Source organism: Brucella sp. GW823-FHT04E01, assembly GCF_058796175.1.
The window spans coordinates 121643-140747 of sequence record NZ_JBXAIK010000007.1; the positions used below are offsets into that span (position 1 = coordinate 121643).

Below are 19105 nucleotides of genomic sequence, written 5' to 3' on the forward strand. Positions count from 1 at the left end.
CAAGGCAAATCTTGAACAGCATAAGTTACGGTTCGACGTTTGTTATATCGGGCCAGCATCGACCGTGCTTAGTTCCATCGGTCTGCCAGTGGCGGGGGTGGAGCCTTTGCCAGAAGCCTTGCCAGATGACGCACTGGTCATTGTTTCGGGTGCTGCCGATATTCCGCTTGGAAACGCGGAGATCCACCGATCCGCTGATGCGGCACTGGAAAATGAAATCGTTCTATGGCTTCGCCGGGCAGTTCGCCCCGGTGTGCGGCTGGTGACGATCTGTTCCGGTGCGCTGCTCGCAGCGCGCGCGGGATTACTCGACGGCTATTCCTGCACCACGCACCATCTAACGCTTGGTGAACTCGAACGGCTGGCGCCTGCTGCACGCGTGCATGAGAACAGGCTGTTCGTTGAAGACGGCGAGCGGCTGACGAGCGCGGGCATCACCGCAGGCATCGATCTGATGCTGCACATCGTTGCAGGGCTGACCGATCACGCCACGGCGCTGGCGGTTGCGCGTTATCTGGTCGTTTATCTGCGGCGCAGTGGCAGTGATCCGCAACTATCGCCCTGGCTTGATGGGCGAAACCATATGAATCCGGTTGTGCATCGCGCACAGGATGCCATCGCGCACGATCCGGCGGCGGAATGGTCGGTGGAACGACTGGCGGATATTGGCGGTGCGAGTCCGCGCAACTTCTCGCGTCTGTTCAATGAATATGCCGGAATGACGGTGACCGACTATGTCAATCGTCTCAAGATCAGCCTTGCGCGCGAGATGCTTTTGAATTCCGAGCTCGATATCGAGAATGTAGCGGCGCAAGCGGGTTTTGCTTCCGCACGGCAGTTTCGCCGGGTCTGGCAACGCATCTACAACGAGCCGCCGAGCCGGGTACGTTTCGGGGTCTGACTATTCACCCGCAGTGAAAAAGCGCCAGCTACCGTCCGGCCCGATACCGATACTGTAGAAGATATAGCCGCCTGCTTTCTTCATATCCTCGAAATCACCGGCGGTGACGATTTCGAAAAGCTCCACGATCTGCGGCGGCGTCAGTCTGTCGAGGGGCATGGCGTAGAAATAGGGCCAGACATAAACCTCGTCGTCCTTGCCTGCATTCAGATGCACATAGCCGGTATCCAGTAGATCGACGATGATTGCCAGAACTTCACGGCCTGCTTCGTCGCCCGACAGCGATTTGAGGAAATCGATAACGTCTTCCTCATGATCCTCAAGCGAGAGCTGGGTGGCCTTGTCCTCGACGCCGAGGAGCGGTCGCAATTGCTCAATGTCGCCGGAGCTGGCAGCTTCCAGCATGCGCTCACGCGTCAGCCTCACAGGCTCGGGCAGCTTGTCGAAATCGCGGTGGATTTCCGGCATGGGCTTGGAGGATGCAGCCGGGGCAGGTGCGTTGTCCGGCGACACTCTTGGCACCGCGCGAGGAAGCGCGCCAGGCAGGGGAATAGGGGAAGAGCTGTCGCTTTCATCCGTCACTGCACGGCCGCCGGGGCGTTGCAGGAAGTCCGACTGGTCCGCCAGCGCGAGGTCAAAAGAGCTTGCCGCAGCTGCGGGCAAGGCAATGCCACAGGCAAGGAATAACCCGGCCAATAAAGCTCGGAGCGAGGCGAAGTTCCTGATCGGGAATGACATTTGGCGCAAGGAGAGGGACGCCGGGAGGGAACTGCTACGCCGGTCTGGTCCCGCGACCGGCGCTTTATCGATGCTATTGAAGAATGCGCTGCGGCAGGAAGGTTCCCGCTACAATCTGTTCGCGCATTTTCTCAATCAGCTCCAGCGCACAATCGTCGCCCGCTTCACGGATCAGTTCAGTGAGCGCGGTCGTAAAGGCTGCTTCGGCAAGGATTTCCGGTTCGATACCTTCAGAGATACCGTCTGCCCAGGCCTCGTTGTGATATTCGATTGCGACGAGTTTCTTCTCGCGCGCAATCATTTCGTCCAGATCGGCCGGTGCATGTTCCATAGACTTCATCCTGGCTTTCGCCTTTCTGTTGCACTGTCGGTGTCTCACCGTTTCGCGGGAGCTCAACCATCTGGCAACGTGACTGCCTGCTTAAGACAGTGTTAACAGATTATCACGGATTTGAACGAACTAATCCTGTCAATCCGCACAAGAGTGAATGATTGGTTAATTTCCATAGCGCGAGATGATCTCGTTCGACAAGTCCTCGCCTTCCTTCATGTAGCGATCAATCGCCGCAAGCGCCGAAGGGGTGCAACGGGTATAATTGTCGCTGAACACGCGATACCCGTGGTTGAAGCTCGAAATGAGCCGCACCCGTTCGGCTTCGGAAGGCTTTTCCGCCGTCACAATCGCATCCATCCGATCTCGCCATTCGCTGCCAGCTTCGCCACACAGATTGCGCAGATAGTGAAGCGAGCCGAGAATTTCGGCGAGCCGCAACATCTTCCCTTCATAGGGCGCGTCCTGAGCGGAAGCCGGACATGCCGCCCCGACCCATAAAGCGATCGAGAAGCAGATAGCCGGTCGAAAAAACGGAATGCTTTTCAATCGAAAACCTCTCACCTGAAAATGAGCTATTGCTATAAATCGGGGCCTCTTCAAGGCAGATCGCTAAACAGGATTAATATCCAAGCGCTCGTCTTCATTTTCCGCCACCGTGCGGGCGACATCGAGGGTACTGTCCGTCACCTTTGCGGACGCCATTTCTTCTATTGTCAGCCAGTGAATGGATGTGGCGTCGTCTCCGGCAATTTCCTGCCCCGAAACTTCGATGGCCCGGAACACAGACAGATAATAGCTCTTGTCATATGCCTTTCCCTCAAGCGCCAGATCTACAGTAATGACGTGAGATAGCGACCTTGCATCAAGCGCCGTTTCTTCCTTGAGTTCGCGGATCGCGGCTTGTTCGGGTGTTTCGCCCGGTTCGATACTTCCTCCCGGAAAGGCAAGCCAGCCTTTCCACGGCTCCTTCCCGCGCTCGACCAGAAGGAAGCGCCCTTCGCGTCTGCAGATCAGCGAAACACCATGAATCTTCAGAGGTATCGGAACTACGGGAACTGTTTTCATCACGCTAGAGCTACACCGTTGGTAATGGAAAAGCACCCCTTGACCGGCGCAGAAAAACGCTAAACATGGCTACCATGTGTGGACGTTTTTCATTGACTGCAAGCCGGGAGGAGCTGGAAGCCTTCGCGGCCGCATTGATCGCAGAGGATTTTCCTCCACGATACAACATCGCGCCAACGCAACCCATATTGACTATTCTGGGCGGGGAAACGCCACCGCCGGGCAGCAACAGGCCGGATCGCGTCGGCTTGCTGGTGCGATGGGGCTTTGTCCCGTCATGGGTCAAAGACCCGAACGACTGGCCGCTCATGTTCAACATCCGCTCCGAGACGGCTGCAGAGAAGAATTCGTTCCGTGCGGCGCTGAACCATCGGCGAGCCCTGATCCCGGCATCGGGTTTCTATGAATGGCGCCGTGAGGGGAAGAACAAGGCTCAAGCCTACTGGGTGCGCCCGCGAAAGGGCGGAATTGTCGCTTTTGGCGGCTTGATCGAGACATGGAGCAGTGCGGACGGATCGCAGATCGATACCGGAGGCATATTGACGACGAGTGCCAACGGCCTGTTGCGGCCGATCCATGAACGGATGCCTGTTGTTGTGCAGCCGGAAGATTTTGCCCGCTGGCTGGACTGCAAACGTTTTCTGCCGCGCGAAGTGGCGGATATCATGCGTCCGGCTCAGGATGATTTCTTTGAAGCAATTCCGGTGTCGGACAAGGTCAACAAGGTGGCCAACACGACGCCCGATTTGCAGGAGCGTGTGGAGGAACAGGTTCCTTCGGAGCATGCAAAGCCGAAGCGAAAGAACAAGCCCGAATCCGATGACGGAAATGGCGGGCAGCTTTCGATGTTCTAACCGTGACCGCCAGTCTTGCTGAACTGGCGCTATTTGTTACGCATCCACCGACTCTGATCGCCGAGCCTGCGCGGCTCGGCGCTGAACGACATCAGCTTCTTCAGCCTGTCTTCTTGACGGCGAGAATGGAACGCCGGCGATTGTCGTTACGACCGTCGCTGCTGCGCCGCGTTGCGTTCAGCAATGCTGCAACAAGCACGGCAGGCCCGATTTCGCGGTATTTATCAACCAGTCGGTCTTGGCGGGGTTGCAGTTCACTCTTAGACATTGGTCCTTCCTTTCGATAATGCCTACTCACCATTTTGTGATTGATTGAGACCGAATGAAGGCTGTTTGGAGCCGGTTTTGCGGTTTTCCGGTTAACGCGGGAAAGGGGGATATGCAGGTTGCAAAAATACAACATGCTTGGTGATCTCACTAAACTATCAGCCGCTTAGCGAAAGTTCTTGACGGAAGCACTCCTGCTGAGGATAAGTGCAGCCATGAAAACGCCGACCACGATCATTTGTATTTGTGCGATTATTATTGGCTAGCAGTTTGCTGGCCCGGCCGTTTTCGTCTCCCTTTCATAAAAATTGGATGATAACGCCCCGGCCAGTCGGCTGCGGTCAGTTGCACACTGATTTCACAGGTCTATTTGGGGAATATTTACAATGGCTTATGCGCCACAACTGCGTCTGTACAACACGCTGACCCGCATGAAGGAGGAGTTTTCTCCTCTCGATGCTGACAATGTGCGCATGTATGTCTGCGGACCGACGGTTTATGACTTCGCGCATATAGGCAATGCCCGTCCGGTGATCGTTTTCGACGTATTGTTCCGTCTGCTGCGTCATGTCTATGGCGCAGAACATGTCACCTATGCGCGTAACATTACCGACGTTGATGACAAGATTAACGCCCGTGCCGCGCGGGATTACCCTGATCTTGCCTTCAATGAAGCCATTCGTCGTGTGACGGAAAGCACCAATGCGCAGTTTCAGGCTGACGTGACGGCACTCGGCAATCTGCAGCCCAGTGTTCAGCCGCGTGCAACCGAGCATATGGACGAGATGCGCGCGATGATCGATCGTCTCGTGAAGCTCGGTGTGGCCTATGTGGCTGAGGACCATGTCCTCTTCTCGCCGTCCGCCATGAATGAACGGAAGGGGCCGCGCTATGGTGCGCTCGCCCGCCGTTCGCTGGATGAGATGCTGGCTGGCGCCCGCGTTGACGTCGCGTCTTACAAACGGGACGAAATGGATTTCGTCTTGTGGAAACCGTCGAAAGAGGGCGAGCCGGGCTGGTCGTCTCCTGCGGGGATTGCGGTGCTGGGCCGGCCGGGTTGGCATATCGAGTGCTCGGCCATGTCGATGGCCAAGCTGCTTGAGCCGTTTGGTGGCGGATTGAAGTGCGATGATCCGCTGAAGAACCAGTTCGACATCCATGGCGGCGGTATCGATCTCGTCTTCCCGCATCACGAGAACGAAATTGCGCAGTCATGCTGCGCATTCGGCACTGAGCGGATGGCAAACATCTGGATGCATAACGGCTTCTTGCAGGTCGAAGGGCAGAAGATGTCGAAATCGCTCGGCAATTTTATCACCATTCGCGATGTGCTGAACGAAGGCCTGCCGCAACTGGGCGTATGGGATGACGTTGATGCGCGTGATCGCTGGATCGGTCTGGCGGCACGCCTGTCGATGCTACAGACGCATTATCGTGAGCCGATCAACTGGACGGCGCAGCGTCTGGCAGAATCCGCCGACGAACTGCATCGCTGGTATGGCTTGCTGCGCGACAGGAAGTTCACTGTACCGGAAACGCTGACCGCAGTTGGTGAAGTCGTTGAGGCCTTGTCTGACGATTTGAACAGCTGGACGGCGATCACCACATTGCGCAAGGCTTTCAAAGCACGCGATATCACCGGATTGGGCGAGGGCATGGCGCTGCTGGGCTTGTTGGATCCGCATTTCGTTATGGCTGAAGATATTCCTGTCTTTGCAAAGGCGGAAGTGGATCATCAAGCCATCGAAGCACGTATCGCGGAGCGTCTGCGCTTCATCAATGAGAAGAACTGGGCCGAGGCTGATCGCATTCGCGACGAACTGCTTCAGGAAGGTGTTCAGCTCAAGGATGGCAAGGACCCGGCAACGGGCGAACGCACAACCAGCTGGGATGTGGTAGGCTAACAGGCTTATGGAGCAGGGAGGATGACATGACGCTTGATAACAAACCGATCTATACCGGCGGATGCCAGTGCGGTGCGGTTCGCTTTCGCGTCGACGGCGCGATGGGCGCTGCATCGATCTGCCATTGCCGCATGTGCCAGAAAGCGTTCGGTAATTTCTATGCGCCGCTGGTGTCGGTGAGCGATGCGAAGCTGGAATGGACGCGCAACGAGCCGAAGCGCTTTCGTTCGTCCAATCATGTGCAGCGGGGCTTTTGTCCCGAATGCGGCACGCCGCTTACCTACGAAGCGCCCGACGGGATCGCGCTTGCCATAGGCGCTTTCGATGCGCCGGAGGAAATCGAGCCGACGGTTCAGTGGGGCATCGAAAAGCAGCTGCCCTATGTGCCGGAACTTGCAAATCTTCCCGGCTACACAACGGAACGCGATCCGGAGAGCATCGAATTTGTACGAACGATGATTTCCTACCAGCATCCCGATTACGACACTGAAAGCTGGCCGCAACAGCAAGGTTGACCGGACCGCAGACCCACCGACAGGCAGGCACAATGGCACGCGAACGCATCTATATCTACGACACCACTTTGCGGGATGGGCAGCAGACACCCGGCATTGATTTTTCCGTGGAGGACAAGAAGTCGATTGTCGCGCTGCTGGAAGAGCTCGGCGTCGATTATGTGGAGGGCGGTTATCCGGGAGCCAACCCGACTGATACGGCTTTCTTCAAGCGTCGCCAGACCGCTCGCGCCAAGTTCGTGGCCTTTGGCATGACGAAGCGTGCAGGCGTTTCGGCATCCAATGATCCCGGCCTTTCCAGTCTGCTTCAGGCCTCTGCCGATGCTGTTTGCTTCGTTGCCAAGAGCTGGGACTATCACGTCCGCTTGGCGCTGGGCTGTACCAATGAGGAAAATCTGGAGTCGATCACCGCTTCCGTCACTGCTGCGCGTATGGCAGGACGGGAAGCGCTGGTCGATTGCGAGCATTTCTTCGACGGATACAAGGCCAATCCCGAATATGCGCTTGCCTGTGCCAAGGCTGCCTATTCGGCAGGTGCGCGCTGGGTTGTGCTTTGCGATACGAATGGCGGCACGCAACCGTCGGAAATCGCCGAAATTGTTGCCGCCGTGACGGCTGTAGTTCCGGGTGAAAGCCTTGGCATCCACGCCCATAACGACACCGAGCAGGCGGTCGCCGTCTCGCTTGCAGCTATCGATGCGGGTGTTCGCCATGTGCAGGGGACCCTCAACGGGATAGGCGAGCGTTGCGGCAATGCCAATCTCGTTTCGCTGATCCCTACACTGGCGCTGAAACCCTATTGGGCCGAGCGTTTTGAGCTGGGGATCAAGCCAGCTGCGCTGAAGGGGATCACGCGGATTTCGCGCGCCTTCGATGATATCCTGAATCGTCCGCCGACGGAGCAGGCACCCTATACCGGCACTTCCGCATTTGCGACCAAGGCCGGAATTCATGCTTCCGCGCTGCTCAAGGAACCGCAGACCTATGAGCATGTGCCACCGGAATCCGTTGGCAACAGCCGGCGTGTCATGGTGTCGGATCAGGGTGGAAAGTCCAATTTCATCGCCGAACTGGAACGCCGGGGCATTCGCGTTGCGAAGGACGATGTGCGTCTCGATACGTTGATTGCCGTGGTCAAGGAGCGCGAAGCCGAAGGCTATGCCTATGAAGGCGCGGATGCGAGTTTCGAGCTGCTCGCGCGCAATATGCTGACGCCACAGCCGGAATTCTTCAAGGTCGAATCCTTCCGCTGCCTCGTCGAGCGTCGTTTCGATGCCAACGGCATGTTGAAGACCGTTTCCGAAGCCGTGGTCAAGGTGGAGGTCGATGGCGAGGTTCGCATGTCGGTCGCCGAAGGACATGGCCCGGTCAACGCGCTCGATATTGCATTGCGCAAGGACCTCGGGCGTTTTCAGGCCGAAATCGAGGATCTTGAACTGGTGGACTTCAAGGTGCGTATCCTCAATGGCGGTACGGCGGCTATCACGCGCGTTCTGATAGAATCCGGAGATGCGACCGGTGCCCGCTGGCGCACGGTTGGCGTGTCGGACAATATCATCGACGCATCCTTCCAGGCACTGATGGACTCGGTCAATTACAAGCTGATGAAGAACCGCGCGATGGCCGGACTGGCTGCTGCTGAGTAAACCCATCTGTTCACGGCGATTGATGCTTCGATCAGTTTAATTGAATGGATTTTATGGGTTGTTGGGCGCATAGCAGGTGAAGTTTGATGCTTCGCCTGCCGCAATCGGTTTGCGACATCTTCAGTTTCGCCGAGGAGAGAGGCATGTCCGACCAGACCATCACCGATACGCGCCTTTCTGACGGGTCGCGCGGTTTTCTGATGGCTCTGGCAGCCTACGGCCTCTGGGGCGCTCTACCGTTCTATCTCAAGGCGCTTGGCCACATCCCGGCAATGGAAGTCGTATCGCACCGCGTGATCTGGTCGGTTCCGGTCGCGCTGCTGCTTTTGCTGGCTCTGGGCCAGTTCAAAGGCATTCTCAGCGCCGTGCGCCAGCCGCGTATGCTGGCCATGGCTGCTCTGACAGCCGGGCTTATCACCATCAACTGGTCGATCTATGTGTGGGCTGTGGCTCATGATCAGGTGATGGGTGCAGCGCTCGGCTATTACATCAATCCACTGTTCAATGTCGTCCTTGGCGGTCTCTTCCTCGGCGAAAGGCTGACCAGGGTTCAATATGTTGCCGTGGGACTGGCTTTCGCTGCTGTGATACTGCTGACCGTTAATGCAGGCGGTTTGCCGTGGGTATCGCTGGCACTGCCACTGACTTTCGGCCTCTATGGTTTTTTCCGCAAGTCACTGCCAATGCCGCCGTTGCAGGGCTTCACACTTGAAGTGCTCATCCTGTGCATTCCGGCGCTGGGCTATGTGCTGTGGCTGGCCGCAAACGGTCAGGACCATTTCTCGACCGGCCCAGCGTTTAACGTGACGATGCTGCTTCTGGCGGGGCCTTTTACAGCCATCCCGCTGATCCTTTATGCAGGTGGTGCCAAATTGCTGCGCTATACGACGCTCGGCCTCATGCAGTACATGACGCCGACGATGTTGTTTTTCTTTGCGATTTTCATCTTCCACGAGCCGTTCTCGACAGCTCAGCTCGGTGCTTTCGCGCTGATCTGGGCCGGTCTTGCGCTCTATACATGGTCGATGCTGGTCGAACATCGCCGGGGGCGGGTGAAGGCCTGATCTTCACAATTCGCTGAATGTGATTCTCTTCTGGTGGATATCCCGCCAGAAGCCTTATTTTGGCCGCTGTCTTTGCCACTCTTCCGCCGATAATCCTTGGCGGAGAATTATTTAAAATGGTCTTCTGGTCAGCGCCAGCAAACGAAAGACTAGTTGCTGCGACGGCGGAGCCAGATCTTGCGTCCTTCGGAGCTGCCCTCAAGGGCGAGCCACTTTCTTCCCACAGTCTGAGACCATTCCGGCAGGTCCGGTTTTCCCTGCATACACATCTGCGGTTCTGTCTGGCACTGGCAGCCGCTACCGTCATTGCCGGGGGCGGATTTTTGTTTACGACAGGGCGGCTGGTGCGGCATGGGCGGCCTGCACAACCGGTCATGTTCAATACAACTACACTGAGAAGGAACCGCGCCGCACCGAAAGAAGCGCGACTGGTGCCGGAAGGGAGTATTACCCCCGGAAGTCGGGTATCAAGACGCATCGACATAGCTGAAGGCGTCGAGGACGGCGACGCGCGCCTTTACACCTACCAGCACGTGGTTCTTGACGTCAAAGGCTCGAAACATGCCGCGATTGATGATGCGTTTCGCGGAGGAATTTCCTCGCTGAAATCTCGTTCGGAACCAGCCGAAGAAGCACTGGAGCGGGGTATTCCGGTCAATGTCAGTCTCGCCAGACCAGCCGTAGGAACAGAAGCCAAGGTTCATGAAATTATTGTCGCGCCGCAGTCACGCGAACGATTGGGCGCGTTGTTGCAGGCAGCAGGCATAGCAATCGAGGACAGCAAGCGGCTTGAGGAGGCTCTGGCTCGAACCGAACTGGTACCCGGTGACAGTCTGGAACTACTGGTCGATAAATCGGGGCAAGACGCTGGCGCTGATGGCGAACAGCACATCGCGCTTGCGCGCTTCGAGCATGGCGATATCGATAAAGCTGTCTATGGACGTGCCGACGATGGCGTTTTTCGCGCTACCGGCAATGAACGCCTTTTTGCACGACTGTCGCGCGATGCGATGCTGACAGCCTACCACCCACAAAATGAGGTCAGCAGTAGCGGCTCCATTCCGTCCCGGCTGGCACAGGCGGGCGCACCGAAAGCAATCGTCGGTGAAGTCGAGAGGCTGGCTTCACAGAATGGTATTTCGCTGAATGGTGGTAAAAGGCCGGACTTGATCGACCTGCTCTTCCGCAAAAGTGCGGAGACGGAACCGGAACTGGTTTTTGTCGAGTTCACAACGGATGGGAAAAGCCGCCGCCTGTATCGTCATGAAGGCAATGGCGGTGCGGATTACTTTAATGAGGACGGCTCCTCCATGACGAAATATCTCATGCAGAAACCTCTTCCGAATGGCCGTCTCAATGATGGTTTTGGCTGGCGCATACATCCCGTTCTGCATGTTCGCAAACACCATAATGGCGTGGATTACGATGCGCCGATCGGCTCGCCCATCGTTGCGGCGGGTGACGGTGTGGTGGAGCTTATCTCGTATCAGAAGGGATATGGAAAATATGTCCGTATCCGTCATCAGGGTGGCTACAGCACGACCTATGCGCATCTTTCAGCGGCCAGAAAAGACCTGAAGGTTGGCGAACACGTCAAACAGGGTGAAGTAATCGCCTATGTCGGGTCGACGGGGTATTCAACCGGCCCGCACCTCTATTATGAGCTCAAGGTCGGCGATCAGTATGTCAATCCGTTGACGGCACGTCTCAACGCTGGTGAAAAACTGACTGGCTCGTCCCTGAACAGCTTCCGTGAAGAGATCGACCACGTGGGGCAGATCGTCAATGAAATGAAGCTGCCAGTCATGCCTGCTGCGCCTGAAGCGGCGAAGGCAGCCACCGGGAAAAGTGACCGTCATTAGAGGAGTAAACCGCTCTAACTATTTGATCGGGCGATAGGCGTTTGCCAGCGCGACGAATTCTTCCACACTGAGCGTTTCGGCACGGCGTGTTCCGTCGATGCCTGTCTTCTCAAGAAGCTCGGCCCCGCCAACCGGTTTCAGGCTCTGGCGTAACATCTTGCGGCGCTGTCCAAAGGCGGCCTGCGTAATTTGCCCGAGCGCATTCGCATTGCAAGGCAGCGGGTCTTCACGCGGAATGATATGGACGACCGACGACATCACTTTCGGCGGTGGTGTAAATGCTTGCGGCGGCACATCGAAGCTGATCTTCGAAACAGTTCTCCACCCGGCAAGCACACCAAGGCGTCCATAATGATCACTGTCAGGCGTCGCGACGATACGCTCGGCGACCTCCCGTTGGAACATCAACGTCATCGACGAATAGAAAGGTGGCCATGGCTCGACCAGCAGCCAGTTGAGCAGAAGCTGCGTGCCAACATTGTAAGGCAGATTGGCAACGATGCGCGGCTTTGGCCCATCTGGAAATAATGTCGAAAAATCCTGCTCAAGAGCGTCGCCTGAGATGATGCGCAGACGACCCGGATAATGGGCCTCAATTTCGGCAAGAGCATCAAGGCATCGTTCATCGCGCTCGATCGCCGTGACACAAGCGCCTTGGGCAAGAAGTGCGCGGGTCAGTCCGCCGGGACCCGGACCAACTTCGATGATGGGCTGGTCCTGCAGATTGCCCGCCTGCCGGGCGATCTTCGATGTCAGATTGAGATCGAAAAGGAAATTCTGGCCGAGCGATTTCTTCGGCATCAGATCGTGCCGTTCGATTACCTCGCGAAGCGGGGGAAGGCCATCAATACTCATGCCATTTGTACTCGTTAATGTCCGTTGGCTGCATTCTCAGCCAGTTCTTGCGCAAGGCGAATAGCCGCGACAAGGCTGTCCGGGCGAGCGATGCCTTTGCCCGCAATGTCGAAGGCCGTGCCATGATCCGGCGATGTGCGAATGAAGGGAAGCCCGAGCGTCACATTCACGGTTTCGTCGAAAGCCAGCGCTTTGGCAGGGATAAGAGCCTGATCGTGATACATGCAGACCGCAGCATCATAGGTTGCGCGGGCTGGCGCGTGAAACATCGTATCGGCGGGCAGGGGGCCGCGCGCATTGATCCCCTCACGGCGCAACGCCTCGATTGCGGGAAGGATGACGGCATCATCCTCTTTGCCCATGGCTCCACCTTCGCCCGCATGTGGATTGAGTCCGGATATGGCCAGACGCGGTGATGCGATGCCGAACCGTTCGTGCAGTTCGGTGGCGGTGATCCGCGATACTTCGATGATATCGGAAGTACGCAAGCGTACAGGTACTTCGGAAAGCGGAATGTGTATGGTGACCGGAACGGCGCGAAGCTGTGGCCCGGCCAGCATCATGACCGGCGTAACAAGCTTTCCAAGATGTTTGCTTGCCAGTTCCGCCAGAAATTCCGTATGGCCGGGATGCTGAAACCCGGCTTCATAAAGCGGCTTCTTCGAGATTGGGCAGGTAACGACTGCCGAAGCCTCACCTTTCAGTGTGAGCGCGACCGCGCGCTCGATGGCTTCGATGATGCCTGCAGCGTTTTCTGGCAACGGCTTGCCGACATTATCCGTCAGCTTGTTCCCGAGCGGAAGCACCGGCAACGCACGAGAAAAGACACCGCTTGCGGCAGGAATAGCGGAAATAACCTCTATCTCAACATCAAGACCGAGGTGTCGCGCACGGGCAGCCAGTTGCAGCGGATCTGCCAGCAAGGCGAAAGGCGGCAGCGAAAGCTCGCTGCGCTGAAGCCAGGCTGCAAGCACAACATCGGGGCCGATGCCAGAAGGGTCGCCAATGCTGATGGCGAGGGGAGGAACAGGTGCGGCGGACATCACGTCATATTCCATAGAGGACGGATGAACCGTCCGGTCGGTTTAGCGATTAACGATCGTCGCCTTTTCGCGCAGTTCCTTCAGATATTTCTCGCTAAGCTGTTCGGCTTTCTTTTCCTGGCCGGCAGGGGAATCCGCACCTTCCATGGAGAAGACGAGCTGAGCAACGCGGTCATCCGATATTTGGCGGGTCGAGCAGACTGCCAGGAATTCCACGCCCTTTTCGGTTTCCTGTGGCGGGGTCGTGCCACCGACGGATGTTGCCTTGACCGCTTTCGCCCACTCGTTCGGCAACTGCTGTTCGATGATGCGGCCGAGATCACGGACGGTCACGTCAAGAATGCCTTTGGCCTGCTGACGGGTCGCGTCACAGCTCTGGAAGCGCGAGCGAAGCGCATTGGCTTCCTGCTTGCGCTTGGAAAGCAGGGCAGGAGAGCGTTTGGAAGCGGGGATCACGAAAATGACCTGCTGAAGGCGATATTCGGTTGCCACAGGCTTCTTACCGCCATCCTTCAACATGCGTTGAACGGCTTCCTGTTCACTGACCATGCCGGTCGCACGGAAACGGGCACTGACGAGGCGGCCCCAGCCCATCTGGACCATGATGTATTTCTTGAAATGGTCGGGCGTAACACCTGACTGGTTCATCAACTGATTGAGCTGAGCCAGGCTCATCTTGTTGCGGCTGGCAAACCCGGCATAAGCCTCATCGACCTGCTGGTCGGTAATGTTGATGCTGCGCGATTTCATTTCGATGCGCTTCAACATTTCATCGGTCAGTTCTTCTTTCGCGACCTGACTGAGATTGCCACCCTTGCGTTGCAGCTTCAGGAACGCGACGCGGTGCTGAATGTCGCTGTTTGTAATGGCATTGCCGGAAACGATGACTTTGACCTCGGACCCTGCACCTGCAGCAAATGCCGGAACCGCAACGGTTCCAAGCGTCGTCAGGCAAACTGCGGCGCTCAGCATGGAGGCGAAGAGAGGTCTTGCAATCATCATCTTTCTTTCCCGATTCCTTCCGGTCGACGAACGACAATCCTTACCGGACATATCCCATTATAGTCATTGCCGCTATTCAGCCCAACAAGCAATCATATCAGCGGCTGATCATAAGCTGCCTGTATAGATGAGCTAGTGCGGCGAAACAATGACCCAAAAGCTATTTTAGGAAGCTTGTATCGTCTGAATACTGAAGAATGGATGCCAAATCAGGCTTTGATGAGCAAATTTCTTTGTCGCATTAAATGGAAAGACCGGAAGCATTTCCAACGCTTCCGGTCCATCAAGATTAGAAAGTCTGATTACCGCTGCCTATGTCGCCGAGGGTGCGCAGCGAAATGTTGAAGCCAACGCTATGGGACGCTTTATCATCACCCGGATTGCGGGTTTGGACATAAGCCATGGAATACGTGAAGCACTCATCATCATAGGCGAGGCCTGACGATGCGCGGACCAAGGTTTCAGATACCATATCGTAGGTGCCTGAGCCGAAGACGCGCCAGTTCGTATTGATACGCGCTGTTGCCGAACCGGTAATTTCCTGACGAAGATCACTATATCCATAGGCCGGCTGGGGCGCGATATAGGCGTATTGTGCAGAAACTGTCAGCTTTTGCCAGCTCTGCTGGGCTTCAAGCTCGCCGCGCTGAACTGCGAAACTGTCCTTGTCGAAACGTCCGCGAGCAGCCAGAGCAAGACCTGTCGAGTTGGACGTGCCGATCATGGCAACATAGTCGGAGCGGGCATCTTGCAGGCCGGAATCTGCGCCGACATTCACGAAATCGCTGGTGCCGTAGGAGTTCACGCCACCCAGCTGGAATGACTGACCGCCGAGAGCATAAAGCGCCCAATCGCTATTGTTGAAGTTGCCCGAATAGCGGACGCCGAGATTGGCACGGGTGCCACCTTCAACACGATCATAACCGGAGAACTTGTCACGCGAGAACAGGTTCGTCGCGTCGAAGACAAAGCTCTGGGCATCTTCATTCGGCAACTCGCCTGCATAGCGTTCGTTGTTGCGAACATAAAGCTGGGCAATCGGCTCGATGATATGGGTTGAGCTGGTGGTCGAGAACAGGATCGGCCAGCGCAGTTCAAGCCCTGCGGTTGCCATGGCGCGAAGCGCTTCTGAACGCACGAGTGCATCCGTATAGCCAGCATCTGCCAGATTGAAGTTCGTATTGGCGCCAATGGCGTCGCCGCGCAGTGCCAGCAACGGCGTGATGACCAGACCGGCAGGCGTGATGAACGTCCGCTTCCATTCCGCTTCGGTGGTCAGACGTGCATTGGTTCCTTCGAAGCCAGGAACGCGAGGGAACCTCGTGCCGAGAGGCGTATAATTTGCATTCTGACGATAAAGAACCTGCAGATTGGTATTGAAGTTCAGCTCACCGCCATAGACCGGCTCAGGCATCGTGTAGGAATAATCCAGACTTGGGAAAACCCAAGGCTGCTTCGAATGCATCTCGTTCGGATTATCCGACAAGAGAGATTCCTGCACATTGAAACGGTAGAAGTTCAGGTCGAAATAATTCCGGTTATTAATACCCGTGAGGTATATCTTCGAAACCTGAGTTTCGGCGCCGTAGCCGTCAAGAGAATAAGTGCGGCTGAAATTCCGGTCGGTCTGTGCCATCACATCCCAACCAAAACGCCAGCGCGAATTAAGATTGAAATCGCCTTTCGATGCGACCATGCCGCGATTGTCTTCTTCGCGGTCAACGGTGTTTACATCGAATTCGCCCGGCTTGTTCTGGTGAATGCCCGCGATGCGAAGATTGTAGGTGCCATTTTCCAGGCGATGACGCCATTCAGCCTCGGTCAGGAAGCCCTGCTTGGTGTAGGCAGTCGTGGAAAGCGTGACGTCATAATTCGGTGCGAGTGCCCAGAAATATGAGTTCTTGATGCCGACGCCCAGATCATCCTTGTAGGAGAAACCCGGAAACAGGAAGCCGCTTTTGCGCTTCACCGTCGGGTCTGCCATCTCGAATGCCGGAAAATAGGCAAGCGGCATGCCGAAGAACTCGAAGCGGCCATGTTCAAAACGAACCGTCTTCGTCGTGCTGTTCCAGATGATCTTGCGCGCCTTGATCTGCCAGAGAACAGGCTTGTCCGGATTTTTCGCGCAGGGCTCGCAGGCCGTATAGACGCCATTGTTGAACGTCGTGATTTCGCCGTTGCTGCGTTCAGCGCTTTCGGCGGCAAAGCGGGTGTTGTCCGTCGTCTCGACACGAAGGCCGTTCACGAAGCCGTCGCGGAAACTGTCGGTGACATCCATATGTTCGGAGTAGATCTTGTTGCCGTCGCGTTCGACGATTTCAACATTACCCGTCGCGGTCATACGCCGCGTCTGCTGGTTATAGGTTACCTTGTCGGCGACGAGATGGTTGCCGTCATACTCGATACGCACTTTGCCCTGAGCCGTGACGGTATTGATGTCGCGATCATAGACGAGCTCGTCTGCTTGCAGAAGCATGCGCGCATTCGGATCGCTCTCATAATTGGATGCGAGAGCGTCCTGTGCCGATGCAGGAGAGGGCAGGGCTGCGACAGAAATGAAAGGTAAAGCAAGGACGCACGCCAAGGCAGTCCCGCGCGCAAGACGCGAGAGCGAATGGGGCAATACCATGCGGGCGTTACTCAAACCCACTAACCATCCTCCTTATGCAACAGAAAGGAGACACCAAAGAATGTCGCGATAACAACCGGAACCCAGGCAGCCACGAACGGCGGAACGAATCCCGCATTCCCGAATGCCTTCACCAGCACCGAAACGACATAAAGCATGAAGCCTGCGATAACGCCACCCAGAATCATCGCTCCTGACTGACCAAATCGCACAAATTTCAACGACACTGTTGCAGCAATGAGAGTCATCGCCATCAGCAATGCCGGCAATGCCAGAAGTGACTGGTATTGCATGTCAAATGCGTTTGCCGAATAACCGAACGAACGCGCGACTTCGATCTTGTGACCCAACTGCGTGAAGGGGATCGTGTCGGGCGTCGCGAGCTTCTCTTCCACATATTCTGGGCGCAGCTGCGTCTCTATCTGGAAACTCGCCATTTTCTGGGGTTCTTCGCCGCGCGCGAATCGCGTCACGTCGGTAAGCTCCCAATGACCGTCCTTCAGCTGCGCAGTCCGCGCATCGTAACGGACCTTGATGTTCTTCTTTTCATCGAACTGAATGAATGTCGCGTCAGCAAGCGTAGCGCCCTGATCCAGAATGCTTTTTGCGCCGATGATGGTTTCGCCTTCATCCGTTTTCTGGCGAAGCCATGGATCGCGCAAGGCGGAAACGTCGGTAACCTTGCCGGTCTTCCACGTCGATGCAATCTCGTCGGCCTTGGCAAAGCCGTAGGCAGCAAACGGATTGAGGATGAAGATCGTGGCAAGGCCAAACAGGAAAGCGCCGAAACAGGCAGGAAGAAGGAACTGCCAGGCGGAAACGCCGACGGAGCGGGCGACAACGAGTTCGTATTTTCTGTTGAGCGAGATGAGCGTCGCCATTGCGGAAAACAAGGCAACGAACGGGATCATCTGCTGCATGATGAACGGGACGCGCATGGCGGAAAGGCCAAGCGCCGCCCAGACCGAATAGTCCGGCAGGTTTGAAAGCTTGCTCGCATTCTCGGTAAAATCGAGAAGCAGGGACAATGCAAAGATACCGAGCAGAAAATAGAGTGTGATCTGCACATAGCGGATGAAGAAATAGCGTCCAAGCGTCCAGCCGATCATGCCTGACCTCCGGCTTTATTGCGCGAACGTCCGGTGAGACGGGCATAGCGCTCCGAAACACGGTTTCTCAGATTGTCGAAATTGTCGAGAATACGGTCGTTCCATTTGTCCGGCAGGCCGATCCGTCGCCCGGTAGCAAGCGCAAAGCCCGTCACAAGAATGACGGCGGCAGGAACGAGATACATAACGACGATATAGCCTGCATCCTTGTCGGCCCGATCGGACGCGAAATAGCCTGCCCAATAGACGAGAAGGGCGGTGCTGATCGCCGAGAAGGACGCCGATACGCGGGCTTCGCGATGCGAGCGGGAATCGCCAGCAAAAGCCAGTGCGATCATTGCAAAGACAACCGGATAGAGCCATTGCGTCAGACGGCGATGCAATTCGGCCTTGTAGCGCAATGGACGGGTCTGAAGGATCGGATCGTTCGGGTCCGGATTCAACAGGTAGGAAAGCGGACGATCCTTCGCGTAGATAACGAAATCGTCGCCAGCCGAGGCGAACTGGCTGAGATCGAATGCGTAGGAATTGAACTTGATGATCGAAACGGTGCCATCCGACACATCACGCCGCTGCACTTCACCGTTCTGCATCAAAAGCATGTCGCCAGTCGGCGTCGACGCAATCGCGCCATCTGCGGCGTAATAGATGAGGTCGAGCGACGGATCGCGTGAATCGGCAATGAAAAGCCCGCCAATGCTGCCGTCGGCGCGTCGTTCCGCCACCTGAATATAGAGATTATCCGCCAGTTTCCGGAAGTTGCCTTCCTGAACGATGACATTCATCAGGTCGGCGCTGGCATTGGCAATCATCGCGCGCATGTTCATGCGCGCATAGGGATCGACATAATTGGCGACGAGAAACGAGACGACGGAAATGACGGCTGCAAGAATCAGGATTGGACGCATGACCGCGCTGCGCGGTGCGCCCGACGCATTGATGACGACAAGCTCGGAATCCTGGTTCATGGTCGAAAGCGTCTGAGTGATTGCAATAATCAGCGCAAACGGCATCACGAGGGGGATGGCCGACGGGATCAACAGCGAGCTGAACTGAATGATTGTCTGGAATGTCTGTCCGCTTGTGGTCAGAAAGTCGATGCGCTGGAGCACCTGCACAGTCCAGGTAATACCGACCGCCGCCCCAAGCACTGCTAGGAACATGATCGCCACCCGGCGCAAGATGTACAACTCAATCAATCGCATAGGTGGAGTCTACATCCCGGTTCCGTTGAAGGAGTGCGCACCCGAAAGGGCAGCAGCACTCGTGATAATCATTAAACTTAATGACGCTTGGCTAAGATTGGCCCAATAAACG

The 19105-nt window shown here is 56.4% G+C and carries 18 protein-coding genes; 7 read left to right on the top strand and 11 right to left on the bottom strand.

Annotated features, from left to right (window positions below; genetic code table 11):
- Nucleotides 1–901 (top strand): GlxA family transcriptional regulator (locus AC1RHM_RS22385; RefSeq protein WP_492332631.1); only part of this gene is annotated, 901 nt, incomplete at its 5' end.
- Here the strand turns inward: AC1RHM_RS22385 and AC1RHM_RS22390 are convergent.
- The 4 genes from AC1RHM_RS22390 to AC1RHM_RS22405 all read right to left on the bottom strand — a co-directional run bounded on the left by AC1RHM_RS22390 (nt 902) and on the right by AC1RHM_RS22405 (nt 3038).
- Entirely contained in the window at nt 902–1639 is a 738-nt protein-coding gene (locus tag AC1RHM_RS22390; RefSeq protein ID WP_036585786.1) for a hypothetical protein, read from the bottom strand.
- Between the two features lie 73 nt (nt 1640–1712).
- Nucleotides 1713–1979 (bottom strand): hypothetical protein, encoded by a 267-nt coding sequence (locus AC1RHM_RS22395; protein WP_010661652.1) that lies wholly within the window; start codon nt 1977–1979, stop codon nt 1713–1715.
- A gap of 156 nt (nt 1980–2135) precedes the next feature.
- Nucleotides 2136–2510 (bottom strand): TIGR02301 family protein, encoded by a 375-nt coding sequence (locus AC1RHM_RS22400; protein ID WP_373418758.1) that lies wholly within the window; start codon nt 2508–2510, stop codon nt 2136–2138.
- A 72-nt stretch (nt 2511–2582) separates the two neighbouring features.
- A complete protein-coding gene (locus AC1RHM_RS22405; protein ID WP_036585784.1) occupies nt 2583–3038 on the bottom strand; it encodes an NUDIX hydrolase in 456 nt (151 codons plus the stop codon).
- Between the two features lie 74 nt (nt 3039–3112).
- Here AC1RHM_RS22405 and AC1RHM_RS22410 point away from each other — a divergent pair, with 74 nt between their 5' ends.
- Nucleotides 3113–3892, top strand: a complete 780-nt coding sequence (locus AC1RHM_RS22410; protein WP_010661655.1) for an SOS response-associated peptidase — start codon at nt 3113–3115, stop codon at nt 3890–3892.
- Between the two features lie 100 nt (nt 3893–3992).
- On the opposite strand, the gene AC1RHM_RS22415 is transcribed toward AC1RHM_RS22410, so the two are convergent.
- Nucleotides 3993–4160 (bottom strand): hypothetical protein, encoded by a 168-nt coding sequence (locus AC1RHM_RS22415; RefSeq protein WP_010661656.1) that lies wholly within the window; start codon nt 4158–4160, stop codon nt 3993–3995.
- A 385-nt stretch (nt 4161–4545) separates the two neighbouring features.
- On the opposite strand from AC1RHM_RS22415, the gene cysS reads away from it, so the two are divergent.
- From cysS to AC1RHM_RS22440, 5 genes are all read left to right on the top strand, one after another.
- Complete coding sequence (gene cysS, locus AC1RHM_RS22420; RefSeq protein WP_036585782.1) at nt 4546–6063, top strand: cysteine--tRNA ligase; 1518 nt, start codon at nt 4546–4548, stop codon at nt 6061–6063.
- Nucleotides 6064–6089: 26 nt separating this feature from the next.
- Entirely contained in the window at nt 6090–6578 is a 489-nt protein-coding gene (locus AC1RHM_RS22425) for a GFA family protein (RefSeq protein WP_036585779.1), read from the top strand.
- 32 nt (nt 6579–6610) lie between these two features.
- Nucleotides 6611–8224: a citramalate synthase gene (cimA, locus tag AC1RHM_RS22430; protein WP_010661659.1), complete on the top strand. Its 1614-nt coding sequence runs from the start codon at nt 6611–6613 to the stop codon at nt 8222–8224.
- Nucleotides 8225–8367: 143 nt separating this feature from the next.
- Nucleotides 8368–9288 carry an EamA family transporter RarD gene (gene rarD, locus AC1RHM_RS22435; protein ID WP_029925235.1) on the top strand — a complete coding sequence of 307 codons (921 nt, stop codon included), beginning with the start codon at nt 8368–8370 and terminating at the stop codon, nt 9286–9288.
- 116 nt (nt 9289–9404) lie between these two features.
- The gene (locus tag AC1RHM_RS22440; RefSeq protein ID WP_029925232.1) at nt 9405–11150 is read left to right on the top strand and encodes a M23 family metallopeptidase; all 1746 of its coding nucleotides are present in this window, start codon (nt 9405–9407) and stop codon (nt 11148–11150) included.
- Nucleotides 11151–11168: 18 nt separating this feature from the next.
- Here AC1RHM_RS22440 and rsmA read toward each other — a convergent pair whose 3' ends face one another.
- From rsmA to lptF, 6 genes are all read right to left on the bottom strand, one after another.
- Nucleotides 11169–12005 carry a 16S rRNA (adenine(1518)-N(6)/adenine(1519)-N(6))-dimethyltransferase RsmA gene (gene rsmA / locus AC1RHM_RS22445; protein WP_029925230.1) on the bottom strand — a complete coding sequence of 279 codons (837 nt, stop codon included), beginning with the start codon at nt 12003–12005 and terminating at the stop codon, nt 11169–11171.
- 14 nt (nt 12006–12019) lie between these two features.
- On the bottom strand, nt 12020–13048 hold the full coding sequence (gene pdxA, locus AC1RHM_RS22450) for a 4-hydroxythreonine-4-phosphate dehydrogenase PdxA (RefSeq protein WP_029925228.1): 1029 nt from the start codon (nt 13046–13048) through the stop codon (nt 12020–12022).
- Nucleotides 13049–13090: 42 nt separating this feature from the next.
- The gene (locus AC1RHM_RS22455; protein ID WP_010661664.1) at nt 13091–14050 is read right to left on the bottom strand and encodes a peptidylprolyl isomerase; all 960 of its coding nucleotides are present in this window, start codon (nt 14048–14050) and stop codon (nt 13091–13093) included.
- Between the two features lie 289 nt (nt 14051–14339).
- The gene (locus tag AC1RHM_RS22460) at nt 14340–16679 is read right to left on the bottom strand and encodes an LPS-assembly protein LptD (RefSeq protein ID WP_036585776.1); all 2340 of its coding nucleotides are present in this window, start codon (nt 16677–16679) and stop codon (nt 14340–14342) included.
- Nucleotides 16680–16699: 20 nt separating this feature from the next.
- Nucleotides 16700–17788: an LPS export ABC transporter permease LptG gene (gene lptG / locus AC1RHM_RS22465; protein WP_036585774.1), complete on the bottom strand. Its 1089-nt coding sequence runs from the start codon at nt 17786–17788 to the stop codon at nt 16700–16702.
- On the bottom strand, nt 17785–18993 hold the full coding sequence (gene lptF / locus AC1RHM_RS22470; protein WP_010661667.1) for an LPS export ABC transporter permease LptF: 1209 nt from the start codon (nt 18991–18993) through the stop codon (nt 17785–17787). The genes lptG and lptF overlap by 4 nt, the downstream gene beginning before the upstream one ends.
- Nucleotides 18994–19105: the final 112 nt, after the last annotated feature.